Below are 14,584 nucleotides of genomic sequence, written 5' to 3' on the forward strand. Positions count from 1 at the left end.
CATCCCCGCCGCCGGCCGTCACCGCCTTCCACCGCACCCGGGACGATCCGGCCCCACGGCCGCACAGGCCCCGCCGGCGCTCCGCACCGGAGTCCATCAGCCCGGCGGGAGAGTCCAATTCGGATCTCTTGCGCATCACCAGCCCTACCCAGCAGGGTCCTGACCGAGGTGTGGCTCGAGAGCCGGCCGGGGATGGATTCGGAGAAGCCGCAGGGGTGAACTCCGGGTCCCGGACCGGGTGTCCGGGACCCGCTCACGGCCGGCAGCCCGCGGGGAGCGCCGGCGGCGCGAGACGTCAGGCCTTCAGGCCTTCAGGCGGGCCTCGTCCCCCATCACGACGACCGGGTGCCGCGCCGGGTCGAGGGTCCGGAGGAGGTACCGCATGGCCGACTTGGGCACGCTCACACAGCCCGAGGTGCCGCTGCCGTGGTCCAGATGCAGCCAGATACTGCCGCCCTTGGACTGCCCCTGCGGCCGGGTCGGATCGTTGGGCGGCGTCCCCTTCACCCGGTTGTAGTCGATGGCGATGACGTAGTCGAAGTCGTGCCAGTGGGTCCTGGGCCACTGGCGAGGGGCGGTGAATGCGGCCGAGCGGCTGTACGGGAGGGCGGCGCCGCCGGGTTCCGGAAGGACCCCGCCCGCGTCGGAGAGGGTGAACACCCCGACCGGGCTGCGCTTGTCGCCCTCGTGGTGGTCGGTGGTCCAGCCGCGTTTGCCGTTGTGCCCGGACCACTGGCGCGTCCGGTTCCACGTCCCCTCACGCTTGGTCCAGAGCACGACGGTGGCGTCGGCGGAGTCCGCACCGCGGCCGTGGACCGTGACGACCTGCCGGGACGCGGCCGGGATCCGCGACCGGAGCCGGGGGCCGACGTCCGGGATGCGCCCCGCACGGTCGACGGACGAGGCCGACGGAGCAGGGCGTGCTCCGTGCTCGTCGTGCTTTCTGCCGCCGCTTCCGCCGTTCCCGCCGCCGCAGCCGGCCAGCAGGGTCAAGCCGGCAACGGCGGCCACCGTGCGCAGAGTCCCCGGAATTCGCATGGAACACATGGTCGCACTCGACGGGAGCGTGTGGCGTGCGCGCTCCGGCGGGCGGCTCTTGGGGTGCCGCATCTCGCCCCACGCGCTCCGGCGCCTCCGGCGCATCCGTCGGCAGCGGGCGCTCCACCGAAAAATCGGTTGATTCCGGGGAGCCCGACGGACGACCCTTCAGCTCTCCCCCACTGTCGATGCCCGGGATGGTCATGCAGATCCGCGATCTTCCGTATACCGATCCCGGCGTGCCCGACGTCCGGTCCGGGGCCCGGTTCCTGCTCTGGCTCGGCAGACGCCAGGCGGGCGGTCAGCTCAAGGCCGTCGCCTGGGGAATCGTCCATATGGCCGGCGTGGCCCTGCTCCCGGCCGCCGTGGGGTTCGCGGTGCAGGCCGTGGTCGACCGCTCCGGCGGCCGGCTGGCGCTCGGCGGCGGACTGATCGCCGTGCTGGGCGTGCTGATCGCGCTCGGCGACACGATGCTGCACCGCGCCGCGGTCACCAACTGGATCACCGCGGCGGCGCGGTTGCAGCAACTGCTGTCCCGCCGGGCCGCGGAGCTGGGGGCCACCCTGACCCGGCAGGTCGCGGCCGGGGAGGTCACCGCGGTGTCGACCGGTGACGTGGAGAAGATCGGCTGGTTCGTCGAGGGGGTCTCCCGCTTCGCGGCGGCCGCGGTCGCGTCCGTGGGGGTGTGCGCCGGGCTGCTGGTGTACCGGCCCGAGCTGGGCCTCGTCGTGGCCTGCGGGATGCCCGTACTGGCGCTGTCGGTCCTGCCGTTGCTGCCCCGGGCCGCCCGGCGGGCCGACGAGCAGCGGGAGAAGGCGGGCCGGGCCACCGAACTGGCCGCGGACACCGTCGCGGGGCTGCGGGTGCTGCGCGGCATCGGCGGTGAGGAACTGTTCCTGGCCCGGTACCGGAACGCCTCGCAGGAGGTGCGGCGGGCCGCGGTGCACAGCGCCCGGATGTGGGCCCTGATCAGCGCCGTCCAGGTGGCCCTGCCGGGCCTGCTGCTCATCGCCGTGGTCGGCCAGGGTGCCCGGCTGGCGCTCGACGGCCGGATCTCGGTGGGCGAACTGGTCACCGTCTACGGCGCCGTGACCTTCCTGCTCTGGCCGCTCCGCCAGTTCGAGGAGATCGCGATGGCCTACGCGTTCTCCCGGCCGTCGGCCGAGCGGGCGGCCCGGGTCCTGGCCCTGCGCCGTACCCCGCCCGGCGCCGACACACCGTCCGGCACCGCTGAACCGTCCGGCACTGATGAACCGACCGGCACTGCCGAGCCGACCGGCACTGCCGAACCGACCGCGACGGACGGCGCGGAGGCGGTGCCGGGCGGGGACCTGTACGACCCCGGCAGCGGACTCCTCGCCCCCGCGGGACTGCTGACCGTGGTGGTGTGCGGCGACCCGGACGCGGCCGGGCGGCTCGCGGACCGGCTCGGCGGACACGCCCCGCACGCCGTGGAGGGCGGAGCGGGGCCGTCCGCGCTGCTGGGCGGCGCCGCCCTGGACGCGCTGCCGCTGGAACGGGCCCGCGCCGCGGTGCTGGTGCAGGACAAGGACCCGGTGCTGCTCTCCGGGACACTCGCCGACCTGCTGGACGTCCCCGCGTCGGGCGCGGTTCCGGCGGCGGAGGCGCTGGCGGCGGCCCAGTGCGGTGACGTCCTGGACGCGCTCGGCCGGGCCTGCGCGGACGGCTCCGGCGATCCGATGCGGGCCCGGATCACCGAGCGCGGACGGTCACTGTCCGGCGGGCAGCGGCAGCGGCTGGCGCTGGCGCGTTCGCTGGTGGCCGACCCGGAGGTGCTGGTGCTGGACGAGCCGACGAGCGCCGTGGACTCGCACACCGAGGCACGGATCGCCGACGGGCTGCGCGGCCTGCGGAAGGGCCGCACGACGGTGGTGTTCAGTTCGAGCCCGCTGCTCCTGGACCGGGCGGAGCGGGTGGTGCTCGTCCACGAGGGCGCGGTGGCCGCGGTCGGGACCCACCGCGAGCTGCTGCGCACCACCCCCGACTACCGCGCGGTGGTGACCCGGGAGCCGGAGGAGGAGGCCGCGGTTCCGCGCACCAGGGGCGCAGTGGAACCGCCACCGGGCGACGATCACGACGGAGCGGCCCGGGAGAACGGACTCCTCCGGCCGGATCCGCCGCACCGCCCCTCCGCGTCTCCGTCCGGCGGCTCCGCGTCTCCGTCCGGCGGCACGGCACGCGAACAGATCGAGGAGGAGAGCTCATGATCGGCGTCGCACCGCCCGGGTACGACCCGGCGGCATCGGAGTCGGTGGAGATCCTGCCGGTGGCCTCGGCCGCCACGGTGCGCGGCTATGTGACCGGCCTGCTGCGGCGGCACCGCCGTGCCTTCGCCGTGCTGCTGGCGGTGAACACGGTCGCCGTGGTCGCGTCCGTGGTCGGCCCCTATCTGCTGGGCGGGCTGGTCGACGATCTGGCCCGCGGCGCCCGGGAGCTCCACATCGGCCGCGTGGTCGCGCTGTTCGCGGTCGCGCTGGCGGTGCAGACCGTGTTCGTCCGGCAGGTGCGGCTGCGGGGCGCGGTGCTCGGCGAGGAGATGCTCGCCGATCTGCGCGAGGACTTCCTCGTCCGGTCCGTGGGACTGCCGCCGAGCGTGCTGGAGCGGGCCGGGACCGGCGATCTGCTCTCCCGGATCACCACCGACATCGACCGCCTGGCGAACGCGATGCGGGAGGCGGTGCCCCAACTCGCCGTCGCCGTGGTGTGGGCGGGGCTGCTGCTCGGCGCCCTGACGGTGACGGCGCCGCCGCTGGCGCTCGCGGTGCTGGTGGCGTTGCCGGTGCTGGTGATCGGGTGCCGCTGGTACTTCCGGCGGGCCCCGGCCGCCTACCGTTCCGAGACCGCCGGGTACGCGGCCGTCGCGGCGGCGCTCGCCGAGACCGTGGACGCCGGGCGGACCATCGAGGCGCACCGGCTCGGCGCCCGCCGGGTGGGCCGGTCGGAGCTGCGGATCCGGCAGTGGACGGCATGGGAGCGGTACACCTTGTGGCTGCGCTCCGTCCTGTTCCCGGTGGTCAATGCCTTCTACGTGCTGATCCTCGCCGGGGTGCTGATGATCGGCGGCAGCTTCGTCCTGCAGGGGTGGATGAGCGTCGGCGAGCTGACGACCGGTGCGCTGCTCGCCCAGATGCTGTCCGAGCCGGTCGGCATGATCCTGCGCTGGTACGACGAGCTCCAGATCGCCCAGGTGTCGCTGGCCCGGCTGGTCGGGGTCCGGGAGATCGAGCCCGGGGCGGGCGACCCGCGGGTGGTGCCCGCGGGGCGGGCCGTGCGGGCGGACGCGGTGCGTTTCGGCTACCGGGAGGGCGACGACGTACTGCACGGGGTGTCGCTGGAGGTCCCCCCGGGGACCCGGCTGGCGCTGGTCGGCCCGTCCGGAGCGGGGAAGTCCACCCTGGGCCGGCTGCTGGCGGGCATCTACGCCGCCCGGTCCGGGGAGGTCACGCTGGGCGGCGCGGAGCTGGCACGGATGCCGGCGGAGCGGGTGCGCGAACAGGTGGCGCTGGTCAACCAGGAACACCATGTCTTCGTCGGCTCGCTCCGGGACAATCTGCGGCTGGCCCGGACGGACGCCGGGGACGCGGAGCTGTGGGCCGCGCTCGGCGCGGTGGACGCCACCGGCTGGGCGACGGCGCTGGAGCAGGGCCTGGACACCGAGGTCGGTTCGGGCGGGGTGGCGCTGACCCCGGCGCAGGCGCAGCAGATCGCGCTGGCCCGGCTGGTGCTGGCCGATCCGCACACGCTGGTGCTGGACGAGGCGACCTCGCTGCTGGACCCGCGCGCCGCCCGGCATCTGGAGCGGTCGCTCGCGCGCGTGCTGGACGGCCGTACGGTCGTGGCCATCGCGCACCGGCTGCACACCGCGCACGACGCGGATGTGATCGCCGTCGTGGAGGACGGGCGGATCAGTGAGCTGGGCCGGCATGACGCGCTGGTGGCGGCGGACGGGGCGTATGCGGCGCTGTGGCGGTCCTGGCACGGCTGATGCCGGGCGCCGGTCGGCGCGTATCCGCGCGTCCGGGCGCGGAACGCGCCGCCTACGACAGCGGATCGGCAGTTTCCGCGCTTCCGTGACAGCGACGGTGTGCAGTCGTGGTCATCAGTGACAGCGAGGGCGTTCAGGCGTGGTCATCCGTGACGGCGAGGGCGTTCAGTCCTGGCCACCGGAAGGGCTCCTTCGGTCTCCTCCGGAAGTCTGCGGCCGGGCGCCACGTCCGCCCAGCACCCGATGCCGCTGGGCATACGCCCAGGTCACCGCGGTCATCAGGGGCGGGATGGCGATCAGCGGGGCGAAGGCGAAGCCCCAGACGGTCTGTGCCGTGCCGCTGGACATGTATGTCCGGCTCTCGACGGTGAAGGCGACCACGAGCTGCCACAACGCCACCAGGACCAGGAGGGCCGAGGCGGTCCAGGCCAGCGCGGCAAGGGTCCGGGGGCGCAGCGGCCGCCACCGGTCGCTGACGAGCAGCAGCGGGAACAGGGATGCCAACTCGCTGAGGACGGCGAGACCGACGACATACGCGATGCCCCACCCCGGGATGTCGAAGACCTCGCGCAGGACCCGGTCGCTGTAGCCGACGGGGACACCGGCTGCCATGGCGATGCGCCACAGGCCGGACGGCACGGCTCACAGGGCGATGGCGTGGGCGGCCCGGCGGGCCCAGACGGGTGCGGGGGCAGCCTCGGGGAGCGGAAGGGGCGCTGTTGTCATGGCCTCCATGCTGGCCGTGGACATGGCAACCACACATCGTTCAGCAGGAGGGCACACCCCTCTCGGAGGGCCACCTGAGAGGGGGTGCGCCCTCCGCCCGCAGGCTGAGTCCGGGCGGATGATCCGCCCGGACCGCACCTGGGGCCCGTCAGATGAAGTTCAGTGCCCCGAGGCCCCCGATGCCGCCGAGCAGCATGAACACGGGCATGAGGACCTTCAGCTCGACCCAGCTGCCGGCCCGGAACCGCATTCCCTTCGGGGGGCCGAGCGGGTACCAGCGCTTCCCGGCGATGGGGATCGGCCAGAGGATCGGGCAGCCGGAGACGGTCAGGGCGTCGCCGATGTCGTGGACCAGGGCTCCGAGGATGATCGGCAGGCCGAGCCAGAGGTATTCCAGGCCCGGGGCGGTGAACAGCCAGTCGGCGCCGTTGCCGGGTTTGTGCAGGATGTCCGCGAGGATCCAGGCGCTGGTCGCGCCGAGCAGCCAGACCAGGATGTCGCTGGAGACGCGGGCGGCCCGCCACAGCAGGCCCTCGACGGCGAGCACCATGTGGACGAAGAGCAGGCCGAGGACGGCCCAGCGGCCGCCGGTCATGGCCAGCACGGAGGCGCCGGCGCCGATGAGCACGGCCCAGACCCAGGTGTGGGTGAGCGTGCGGTGGCCGCCGGAGCGGCGAGGGTCCACCGAGGTGCGGGTCGCCTTGTAGACGGAGTAGGAGATCTTGTCGATCACTTCGCACAGGACGCGCGAGACGGGCCCGAAGGCCCGGGATATCGTCGCCGCCTTGTGGTCGAGGTCGGGGGCGAGGGCCGCGCCCGCGCAGACGAAGGCGCCGACGACCAGGACGGGCCAGGGCATCGGGTAGCCGGCCGCCGCGGCCGCCGCTCCCACCCCCAGCCAGGCCGCGGCTCCCGACAGCGAATGCGCCGGTCCCATCATGGTCGTTCCCCACCCCTTTGGTGTTGTTGCACTGACGCCTCGTCGGCGGCTCAGCGTATCCTCCGCGATCTTCGTCCACGCGGCCGGTTCCCCGATCCGGGCCGGGGGCAGGCAGTATGGAGGGCGTGACCACCCTTATCGATCATCTGCCGAACGACGCCGACCCCGATGCCCTCTTCGAAGCATTCTCGACGTGGGCCGAGGAGCGGGGTATCTCCCTCTACCCCGCCCAGGAGGAGGCGCTGATCGAGGTGGTCTCCGGGGCGAACGTGATCCTGTCCACACCGACGGGTTCCGGCAAGAGTCTGGTTGCGGCCGGGGCGCATTTCACCGCGCTCGCCAACGATCAGGTGACCTTCTACACTGCGCCGATCAAGGCGCTGGTGTCGGAGAAGTTCTTCGAGCTCTGCAAGATGTTCGGCACCGAGAACGTCGGCATGCTGACCGGCGACGCGTCGGTCAACGCGGACGCCCCGGTGATCTGCTGCACGGCCGAGGTGCTGGCGTCGATCGCGCTGCGGGACGGCAAGGACGCCGACATCGGCCAGGTCGTGATGGACGAGTTCCACTTCTATGCCGAGCCGGACCGGGGCTGGGCGTGGCAGATCCCGCTGCTGGAGCTGCCCCAGGCGCAGTTCATCCTGATGTCGGCCACCTTGGGTGATGTGTCCCGGTTCGAGGAGGACATCACCCGGCGGACCGGCCGTCCCACGTCGGTGGTCCGGTCCGCGACCCGGCCGGTGCCGCTGTCGTACGAGTACCGCACGTCACCGCTCACCGAGACGTTGACGGAGCTGCTCCAGACCCAGCAGGCGCCCGTCTACATCGTGCACTTCACCCAGGCCGCTGCGGTGGAACGGGCGCAGGCGCTGATGAGCATCAACATGTGCTCGCGCCAGGAGAAGGACGAGATCGCCGCGCTGATCGGAAACTTCCGGTTCACCACCAAGTTCGGCCGCAACCTCTCGCGCTATGTGCGGCACGGGATCGGTGTGCACCACGCCGGGATGCTGCCGAAGTACCGCAGGCTGGTGGAGCGGCTGGCGCAGGCCGGGCTGCTGAAGGTGATCTGCGGTACGGACACCCTGGGCGTGGGCGTGAACGTCCCCATCCGCACGGTGCTGTTCACCGCGCTGACGAAGTACGACGGCACCCGGGTGCGCACCCTGCGGGCCCGGGAGTTCCACCAGATCGCGGGCCGGGCCGGCCGGGCGGGCTTCGACACGGCGGGCTTCGTCGTCGCGCAGGCCCCGGAGCATGTGATCGAGAACGAGAAGGCGCTCGCCAAGGCGGGCGACGACCCCAAGAAGCGCCGCAAGGTCGTGCGGAAGAAGGCCCCGGAGGGCTTCGTCAACTGGGGTCAGAACACCTTCGAGAAGCTGATCGGCTCCGATCCGGAGCCGCTGACCTCCCGCTTCCGGGTCACCCACGCGATGCTGCTGTCGGTGATCGCCCGGCCGGGCAACGCCTTCGAGGCGATGCGGCGGCTGCTGGAGGACAACCACGAGGACCGCCGCTCGCAGCTGCGCCACATCCGGCGGGCCATCGCGATCTACCGGTCCCTGCTGGACGGCGGGGTCGTGGAGCGGCTGGACGAGCCGGACGCCCAGGGCCGGATCGTCCGGCTGACGGTGGACCTGCAGTCGGACTTCGCGCTCAACCAGCCGCTGTCGACGTTCGCGCTCGCCGCCTTCGAGCTGCTCGACCCGGAGTCGCCGTCGTACGCCCTGGACATGGTGTCGGTCGTGGAGTCCACCCTCGACGACCCGCGGCAGATCCTGGCCGCGCAGCAGAACAAGGCGCGCGGCGAGGCCGTCCAGCAGATGAAGGCGGACGGCGTCGAGTACGAGGACCGGATGGAGCGGCTGCAGGAGGTCATGTACCCGAAGCCGCTGGAGGAGCTGCTGCTCCACGCCTACGGGATCTACCGCAAGAGCCACCCGTGGGTCGGCGACCACCCGCTGTCCCCGAAGTCCGTGATCCGCGACATGTACGAGCGGGCCATGACCTTCACCGAGTTCACCGCGTTCTACGAGCTCGCCCGGACCGAGGGCATCGTGCTGCGCTACCTCGCGAGCTCGTACAAGGCCCTGGAGCACACCGTCCCCGACGACCTGAAGTCGGACGACTTCCAGGATCTGGTCGCCTGGCTGGCGGAGATGGTCCGTCAGGTCGACTCCAGCCTCCTCGACGAGTGGGAGCAGCTGGCCAACCCGGAGGAGGAGAGCGCGGAGGAGGCGCAGGAGCGGGCCGACCAGGTGCGCCCGGTCACCGCCAACGCCCGCGCCTTCCGGGTGCTGGTGCGCAACGCGATGTTCCGCCGGGTGGAGCTGGCCGCCCTGGACAAGGTCGGCGAACTCGGCGAGATGGACTCCGAATCGGGCTGGGACGAGGACCGCTGGGGCGACGCCATGGACGCGTACTGGGACGAGTACGAGGACCTGGGGACCGGACCGGACGCGCGCGGCCCCAAGCTGCTGCTGATCGAGGAGCAGCCGGAGCACGGGCTGTGGAAGGTGCGGCAGACCTTCGCCGACCCGAACGGCGACCACGACTGGGGCATCAGCGCGGAGGTCGACCTCGCGGCCTCCGACGAGGAGGGCCGCGCGGTCGTCCGGGTCACCTCCGTGGGGCAGCTCTGATGGTCCCGCCTGTGCCGTGCGCGGCAGCCAGCAGTTCCCGGGTGAAGGGGTGGGCGGGGGCGGACCAGAGCTGATCCGCCCGCCCCTGTTCCACCACCCGGCCGGCCTCCACGACGGCGACCGTGTCGGCGAGCCCGGCGGCCACCGCCAGGTCGTGGGTGACGAGCACCAGGGCGGTGCCCGCCTCGTCCCGTTGCCGTCGCAGCAGGTCACCGATGGCGTGCCGGGTGACGGTGTCCAGGCCGGAGGTGATCTCGTCGCAGACGAGGACCCGGGGCCGGGCCAGCAGGGCGCGGGCCAGCGCGGCCCGTTGGAGCTCACCACCGGAGAGACCCGCCGGCCTGCGCCGGGCGGTCTCCTCCGGGAGCCCCAGCCCGGCGAGGAGCGCCAGCGCCTCGGCCCGCGCGGCCTCGGCCGTGGCGCCGCGCAGCCGCACCGCGGTGCGGGAGACCTGGTCCAGCACGGTCCGGTACGGGTCGAAGGCGGCGTGCGCGTCCTGGAAGACGTACTGCACGGCGGCCAGTTGCTCCCGGCTCCGGCCGCGCAGGCTGCGCGGCAGCGGGCGGCCGTCCAGGAGGACGCGGCCGGACCAGCCGCGGTGCAGTCCGGCGAGGCAGCGGGCGAGGGTGGTCTTGCCGGAGCCGGAACGCCCCACCACGGCCAGGCACGCGCCGCCGGCGACGGCGATCGAGGTGTCCCGCAGCACGACGGCGCCGGTGCGGCGCCCACCGTGCCAGGCCCGCACCGCGACGGCTTCCAGACACGGCGCGCCTTCCTCCGGTGCGCGGTCCCCCGCCCCGGGGGACGGCGTGGGCTCGTGGACCGGTGACGCGTCCCGGGCGAGCAGCGCGCGGGCGGCCGGGTGCCGGGGGGCGGTGAGGACCTGTTCCGCGGTGCCCGACTCGACCGCGCGGCCGTTCTGCAGCACCACGACGTCGTCGGCCAGTTCACGGACCAGGCCGAGATCGTGGCTGAGCAGCAGCAGCCCGATGCCCCGGGCCCGCAGCTCCCGCAGTTCGGCCGCCATCCGCCGTTTGGTCAGCGCGTCCTGGCCGGTCGTGGGCTCGTCGGCGACGACCACCCGGGCGCCGGAGAGCAGCGCCTGGGCGAGGACGACCCGCTGCTGCTGGCCGCCCGAGAGCTGGTGCGGGAAGCGCCGCAGCACGGTGTCCGGGTCGGGGAGCTGGGCGAGCCGCAGCGCTTCGGCGACCCGCGCCGTGCGGTCGGCGCGGGTGCCGGGGGTGCGCCGGGCGATGTCGCCCAGCAGCGCGCCTGCCCGGCGGGCGGGGTTGAGCGCGGCGGCCGGGTGCTGCGGGACGTATCCGGTGCGGCCGTCGGGCACGTCCACCCGCCCGGTGACGCACGCACCCGCCGGGTACTCGCCGAGGAGCGCGAGCCCCGTGGTGGTCTTGCCGCTGCCGGAGGGCCCGACCAGGGCGGTGCAGCGGCCGGGGAGCACGCTGAGGCACACCCCGTCGACGAGCGTCCGGCCGCCGGCCTCGACCCGCAGGTCCTCAATCCGTGCGACGGGCTCGGTCATGGGGTTTCCTCCGGTGGGCGAGTACGGCGTCGAAGAGCAGGTTGGCGCCCATGGACAGCGCGATGACGAGCAGAGCGGGAACGGTCACCGCCCAGGGCTGGACGGCGAGTCCGGTACGGTTGCGGTCGACCATCACCGCCCAGTCGGGCGCCCCGGGGGTGACGCCCACCCCCAGGAAGGCGGCGGTGGCGACCAGGTACAGCGCGCCGGTGAGGCGTACCCCGGCGTCCGCGGCCAGGGTGCGGCCGATGGCCCGCCCCACATGGCCGAGCGCGATCCGCAGCCGGCTCTCGCCCTGCATGCGCAGCGCCTCCACGGCCGGGCGGGCGGCCACCGCGGTGGCGGCGGCGCGCACCATCCGGGTGGTGTCGGGCACGGCGATACCGGCCACGATCAGCGCGAGTCCGGCCGCACCGGGCGCGAACAGCGCGGCGACCAGCAGCAGGAGCAGCAGGGACGGCACGGCGAGGACGATGTCCAGCGGGCGCATCAGCAGCTCCTCCAGCCAGGGCCGGCGGGTGAGCGCGGCGGTGAGCCCGGTGGGCACCGCGACCAGATAGGTGAGTGCGGTGGCCGCGAGGGCGATCAGCACCACCGACCGTCCGCCGAGGAGCACCTGCCGCCACACGTCGTCCCCGGTGACGTCGGTGCCGAGCCAGTGGCCGCCGCCGAGGGTGAACGACGCGGCGCGGGGGCCCGGTTCACCGGCGAACCAGGGGCCTGCGAGGGCGAGCAGCAGCGGTACCGCGAGCAGCACGAGGCCGAGGCCGGCGCGGGCGGGGAGAGCTGCGGGAAGGCGGGCGAGGCGGGCGAGCCGGGTGCGTCGGGTGCGTCGGGTGCGTCGGGTGCCGGACCGGCGAGGATCCTCGTCGGCCGGGCGGACGGACGGGGTGTTCGTGCCGGGGGTCATGCGGCGGCCTCCGATCGGGGTGCGAGCCGGTGCACGACCACGTCGGCCGCCAGGTTCAGCGTGACGGTGACGACGCCGAACACCACGGCGAGTCCCTGCATCACCGGGAGGTCCCGGGCGGCGACGGCGTCCACCAGCACCGTGCCCAGCCCGGGTATCACGAACAGCGCCTCCACGACGATCACTCCGGACAGCAGCCAGTCGCAGGTGCGGGCGAGTTGCTGCACCGCGGGCGCCACCGCGTTGGGCAGTGCGTGCGCGTAGCGGACCCGGGCCCCGGTGAGCCCGTACCGCCGGGCCTGCGCGACGTACGGCGAGGCCATCGCCTCGATCATCCCGGCCCGCACCAGCCGGCTGATCGAACACACCGGGCGGGCGAGCAGCACCAGCACGGGCAGGACGAGGACGGCGGGCCGGCCGAGCAGGGGGCCGGCGCCGACGGCGGTCGGCGGCAGCCAGCCGAGTCCGAGGGCGAACACGGCGACGAGCAGCACCCCCAGGGCGAATTCGGGGACGGCGTGGACGCCCAGCGTGCCGGCGCTGATCGCCCGGTCCACCCGGCCGCCTTCGTGCCGCGCGGCCAGCACCCCGAGCCCGGTGGCGACAGGGACGATCAACAGCAGCGCGCAGAGCGCCAGCAGCAGGGTGGGGCCGGTGCCCGCCGCGAGGGCGTCGGCCACCGGCCGGCCGGAGACCAGTGACCGCCCCAGGTCGCCGTGGAGCAGCCCGCCCGCCCAGTCCAGGAAGCGTTCCGTGGCGGGGCGGTCGAGCTCCAGGGTCTCCCGGATCCGCGCGATGCGCTCCGGGTCGGGGTGGTCCCCGGCGAGCGTGACGGCCGCGTCCCCGGGCAGCGCCTCGGTGAGCAGGAAGACGAGCAGGACGACGCCCGCGATCTGGATGCCGCCCAGCGCCAGCCGCCGCGGCAGCCAGGTGCGGCCGGTGCTCACGCGAGCCACACCGTGTCGAAGCGCGCCCAGTCGAGGGTGTTGGCGGGGGCCTCGGCCCGTACCCCGCGGACGGTGCGGGCCGTCCCGACGATCCAGTCGGCGAATCCCCAGACGAGGAAGCCGCCTTCGGCGTGCAGCCGGCGCTGCATCCGGGCGTAGAGCGCGGTCCGCTCCGCTTCGTCCCGGGTCGACTGGATCTGCTGGTAGAGCGCGTCGAAGTCCCGGTGCTTCCAGTGCGTCGCGTTGGTGGTGGAGTCGCTGAGCAGCCGCTGGGAGACATGGGACTCGATGGGCATCGCGCCCGAGCGGTAGCAGCAGAAGGTGCCGGATTCGAGGATGTCGTTCCAGTAGGTGTCCTTGTCGCCGACGGCGATCCGCACGGTGACGCCGGCCCGGGCGGCCTGGTCCTTGAAGATCTCGGCGGCCTCCGGGAAGCCGGTGGCGACCGGGGAGGTGTCGAGGGTGACGGTGAGCCGGTCGTGCCCCGCCTCGCGCAGCAGCTTCCGGGCGCGCTTCAGGTCCTGTTCGCGCTGCGGCAGACCCTTGGCGTAGTAGCGGTAGCCCTTGCCGAACAGGTCGTTGCCGACCTCGCCGGCGCCGGAGAGCGCCCCCCGCACCAGTTCCTCGCGGTCGGCGATGAGGAAGAACGCCTCGCGGACCCGCCGGTCGTCGAAGGGGGCCCGGTCGGTCTTCATGGCGAACGCCTGCATGGCGCTGTTCCGCATCCGGACGATGTCGATCTGGCCGCCGTTCTCGTGGGCGCGGGCCGTGGTGGGGTTCAGCTCGTGCGCGTACTCGACCTGGCCGCCGAGGAGGGCGTTGACGCGGGCCGACTCCTCGCCGGCGATGACGAACTCCAGCTCGTCCAGGTGGGGGGCGCCCTCCCAGTAGTCGTCGAAGCGCTTGACGACGAGGGAGCGGCCGGGCCGGAAGGAGACGAAGCGGAACGGGCCGGAGCCCACCGGCTCGTCGAAGCGGTCGGTCCCCTCGGGCACGATGTACGCGCCGAACGCGGCCAGCACGTTGGGGAATTCGGCGAAGGACCGCTTGAGCCGGAACTCGACGGTCCGGTCGTCCACGGCCCGGCTGGCGTCGAGGTCGATGGGTTCCAGGGAGGCCTTCGCGCGGAACGCCCGGTCGGGGTCGGCGATCCGGCGGTAGCTGTGGAGCACGTCCCGCGCGGTGACCGGCTTGCCGTCGTGCCAATGCGCGGTGCGGAGCGTGACCCGCCAGCGGTCGAGCCCGCCGTGCGGCTCCCAGCGTTCGGCCAGCCGCGGCCGGGCGGTCATGTCGGCCCCGAAGTCGGCGAGCTTGTCGAACAGGGCCTTGGCCCGGGCCGCGTCGACGAACAGGCTGCCCAGGTGGGGGTCGAGCGATTCGGCGGCGCCGCCGCCGGCGAACGCGGCACGGAGCCGCCCACCGCGCCGCGGCTTGCCGCCGCCGGAACCGGAACCGGAATCGGTACCGGGGCCGGTGGCGCAGCCGGCGAGGGCGAGGGCCGCGGCGGCACCGGAGCCGGCGGCGAGCGCCCGGCGCCGGGTCATGGCGGAATCGCCGGAGGAGGAGTGAGCGGAAGAGGGCTCGGTGGAGGAGGCAGCGGAGGAGGGGGCAGCGGAAGGGGCAGCGGAGGGGAAGCTGCCGGGGCGGGGTTCGGTCACCGTCGTCCGTCCTGGGTCGGGAGGGGAGCCACAGGGCTCGGGGTGGGTATGGGGCTCGGGGTGAGTAGCGGGGCGGTTGGGTAGCGGGGTGGATCCGCTTCGCGCATCAGCGGGCGGGGGCGCGGTGCGGAGGCGGGGCGAGGCTCGCTGTGCGTCGGCGGCGCAAGGCACGTGGTC

General features: G+C 73.8%; 10 protein-coding genes. 3 read left to right on the forward strand and 7 right to left on the reverse strand.

What is annotated here, in order from left to right; all coding sequences use genetic code 11:
• Nucleotides 1-303 precede the first annotated feature (303 nt).
• Nucleotides 304-1,047: a L,D-transpeptidase family protein gene (locus ABT112_RS15385; RefSeq protein ID WP_502975349.1), complete on the reverse strand. Its 744-nt coding sequence runs from the start codon at nucleotides 1,045-1,047 to the stop codon at nucleotides 304-306.
• A 194-nt stretch (nucleotides 1,048-1,241) separates the two neighbouring features.
• On the opposite strand from ABT112_RS15385, the gene ABT112_RS15390 reads away from it, so the two are divergent.
• Both ABT112_RS15390 and ABT112_RS15395 read left to right on the forward strand, forming a co-directional pair.
• The gene (locus tag ABT112_RS15390) at nucleotides 1,242-3,266 is read left to right on the forward strand and encodes an ABC transporter transmembrane domain-containing protein (protein WP_351509628.1); all 2,025 of its coding nucleotides are present in this window, start codon (nucleotides 1,242-1,244) and stop codon (nucleotides 3,264-3,266) included.
• Complete coding sequence (locus ABT112_RS15395; protein WP_351509630.1) at nucleotides 3,263-5,044, forward strand: ABC transporter ATP-binding protein; 1,782 nt, start codon at nucleotides 3,263-3,265, stop codon at nucleotides 5,042-5,044. The genes ABT112_RS15390 and ABT112_RS15395 overlap by 4 nt, the downstream gene beginning before the upstream one ends.
• A gap of 165 nt (nucleotides 5,045-5,209) precedes the next feature.
• Here ABT112_RS15395 and ABT112_RS15400 read toward each other — a convergent pair whose 3' ends face one another.
• Together ABT112_RS15400 and ABT112_RS15405 are read right to left on the reverse strand one after the other, a co-directional pair.
• Nucleotides 5,210-5,683, reverse strand: a complete 474-nt coding sequence (locus ABT112_RS15400) for a hypothetical protein (RefSeq protein ID WP_351509631.1) — start codon at nucleotides 5,681-5,683, stop codon at nucleotides 5,210-5,212.
• A gap of 235 nt (nucleotides 5,684-5,918) precedes the next feature.
• Complete coding sequence (locus ABT112_RS15405; protein ID WP_351509633.1) at nucleotides 5,919-6,710, reverse strand: metal-dependent hydrolase; 792 nt, start codon at nucleotides 6,708-6,710, stop codon at nucleotides 5,919-5,921.
• Nucleotides 6,711-6,826: 116 nt separating this feature from the next.
• Here ABT112_RS15405 and ABT112_RS15410 point away from each other — a divergent pair, with 116 nt between their 5' ends.
• A complete protein-coding gene (locus ABT112_RS15410; protein WP_351509636.1) occupies nucleotides 6,827-9,352 on the forward strand; it encodes a DEAD/DEAH box helicase in 2,526 nt (841 codons plus the stop codon).
• Here the strand turns inward: ABT112_RS15410 and ABT112_RS15415 are convergent.
• From ABT112_RS15415 to ABT112_RS15430, 4 genes are read right to left on the reverse strand one after another with little or no spacing between them, the layout of a single operon-like run.
• Nucleotides 9,330-10,892: an ABC transporter ATP-binding protein gene (locus ABT112_RS15415; RefSeq protein ID WP_351509638.1), complete on the reverse strand. Its 1,563-nt coding sequence runs from the start codon at nucleotides 10,890-10,892 to the stop codon at nucleotides 9,330-9,332. The genes ABT112_RS15410 and ABT112_RS15415 overlap by 23 nt on opposite strands.
• A complete protein-coding gene (locus tag ABT112_RS15420) occupies nucleotides 10,867-11,802 on the reverse strand; it encodes an ABC transporter permease subunit (RefSeq protein ID WP_351509641.1) in 936 nt (311 codons plus the stop codon). The genes ABT112_RS15415 and ABT112_RS15420 overlap by 26 nt, the downstream gene beginning before the upstream one ends.
• The gene (locus tag ABT112_RS15425) at nucleotides 11,799-12,749 is read right to left on the reverse strand and encodes an ABC transporter permease (RefSeq protein ID WP_351509643.1); all 951 of its coding nucleotides are present in this window, start codon (nucleotides 12,747-12,749) and stop codon (nucleotides 11,799-11,801) included. The genes ABT112_RS15420 and ABT112_RS15425 overlap by 4 nt, the downstream gene beginning before the upstream one ends.
• Nucleotides 12,746-14,293, reverse strand: coding sequence for an ABC transporter substrate-binding protein (locus ABT112_RS15430; protein WP_351509794.1), 1,548 nt, complete (start codon nucleotides 14,291-14,293; stop codon nucleotides 12,746-12,748). The genes ABT112_RS15425 and ABT112_RS15430 overlap by 4 nt, the downstream gene beginning before the upstream one ends.
• Nucleotides 14,294-14,584: the final 291 nt, after the last annotated feature.

Origin of the sequence: Streptomyces sp. NPDC002055, from assembly GCF_040296705.1 — a bacterium.
GTDB lineage: Bacteria > Actinomycetota > Actinomycetes > Streptomycetales > Streptomycetaceae > Streptomyces.